This window comes from Shouchella shacheensis (assembly GCF_001484965.1).
GTDB classification, from domain to species: Bacteria; Bacillota; Bacilli; order Bacillales; family Bacillaceae_D; genus Shouchella; species Shouchella shacheensis.
On record NZ_LLYY01000070.1, the window covers coordinates 1 to 1755 of the forward strand.

Consider the following 1755-nt stretch of genomic DNA (forward strand, 5'->3'; position numbering starts at 1 on the left):
CCTGGATTCCCGCGTACTCATAACGAGGTGGGCGGGATAACACCCAAGCTTTCATAAATTTCTTTTTGTTTGCTGAGAAGCTCGCCAATACGCAGTTGTTTCCCGGGCGATTCAAAGCATTCAATAACATCCAGTTGATCCAGCACGCCCTGTAACGTATATTTTTTAACTAAATCCGTGTCCCGCATTTGCTTTTTGATATAAGAAAGATAGATGAGCGCGATAAACTCCACAAAAAGCTTCCCGTCAAGACTCTTTTCAGATGAAACCAGTGTGCAACGCATGTTCAGCCGTTCCTTCAGATTCCCGAACGCTTTTTCAACGACATCCTTATTGCGGTAAAGTTCCAACGCAGCGATGGCATCCATGGTTTCATTGGTCATTAGCGCAAAGAATCCAAAATAGCGTTTGGCCTTGTTGACAGCCTCTGCGTTGACGGTAACTTTTATCCCTCGTTTCGGTGTAGTTTTTGTCTCAAAGTACTTTTGATACAGCTTTTCATGTTCTGGTTGTCTTTTCCCTGATTCCAATTCCTGATGTAGGGCGATTAACTTGCGGTCAAACGCTTTTTCGTCCTCCGCGGCTCTGTCAATATTGTAATAAAAGTGAATGTACATACGCTTGGACTGCTTCAGGGTGTCCCCTTTATAAGGGCGGTGTTGCGTATAATCCCACGTCGTCCGGACCGTGCGACCATATAACTCATATTTCTCACTGTAATGTTCAAACGATCGAAAATCGTCATAGATGGCATCCAGTTCTTTCCGGATGAAAACAAGCGAAACTTTGACGGCGATCAGGAACTTCACGTGGTTTTTCAATAATGCGTTGATATTTTCTTTACTGTAGAAGCCCCTGTCCATGACCAGTTTCACTTTAGAGAAACCAAGAACATCCAAATCGGCAAGAAGGTTCCCGACGGTTTTGGAATCCGGGATATTACCAGCCAGTTTGCGGTAATAAAACGGCAGGTTGGACGTTTCGCCGAAGACCAACGCCAGGTTTAGCTGAGGCAGTGGATCGTTTTCTTTGTTCCAGCCGTATTGCACCTGTCTCAGAAGTTCAGACTGGCTGGATATGGTGGTGATATCATAGGCCCAAAACTCCTTTTCCGTCCGCCGTTTTCCCTGCAGCCGGAAGAACTTATATTTCGCTTCTTCGGTGATGGATGCGAACAGATCGCTGCTTCGCTGGGACGTGATGTTTTGACCGTAAGGATGTTTATGTAAGTGGCTCCATTTTTCAAAACGATAGAGAGGGGCGCTGTCCTCTAAGATCAGATAGTATGCCATGGATAGAATCTGGCGGTACGTGTCGGGAAAACACGCTGTCAGGTCTTCTGTAATGCCGGTACTCGCACCGATCTCGTCCAGCAGATACGTGGCACCATAAAAATAACGTGCGGTTTGCACAGAGGGAACAGGACCTCTCTTTGTCACGGCATGCCCCTCTTTCTTTTTGCGTCCCCTGCCATCTGTGGGAATGATTTCCCCAGTTTTACGGTCCACCCGTCCGATTAAGGTTCTCTTAGATCGGGATTGTTGCTTATCCTTGTCCCAGTAAGAAATGGACTCATACGCATAGGTGATCCCTGATCGTTGATCTTTCTGATAGACGATGGTAGCCATCTTTTCCACCTCCTCGTTATGTATATTGTAACACATAACGAGTTTAAGAACATTAAAAAAGGGGCAAAACGCCCGGTGTTTTCATATTTTTACTTGATTCATCGTTATGTAATGGCGGGAATCCAGG

Annotated in this window: 1 protein-coding gene; it reads right to left on the reverse strand. The window is 45.8% G+C overall.

The features are described 5' to 3' along the window. Positions 1–17: 17 nt before the first annotated feature. On the reverse strand, positions 18–1628 hold the full coding sequence (locus AVZ68_RS19390; protein ID WP_059106225.1) for an IS1634 family transposase: 1611 nt from the start codon (positions 1626–1628) through the stop codon (positions 18–20). Between the last annotated feature and the right edge of the window lie 127 nt (positions 1629–1755).

Excerpts from the sequence above, each read along its gene's own strand:
- AVZ68_RS19390 (WP_059106225.1), bottom strand. The coding sequence starts at position 1,628 with ATGGCTACCATCGTCTATCAGAAAGATCAACGATCAGGGATCACCTAT.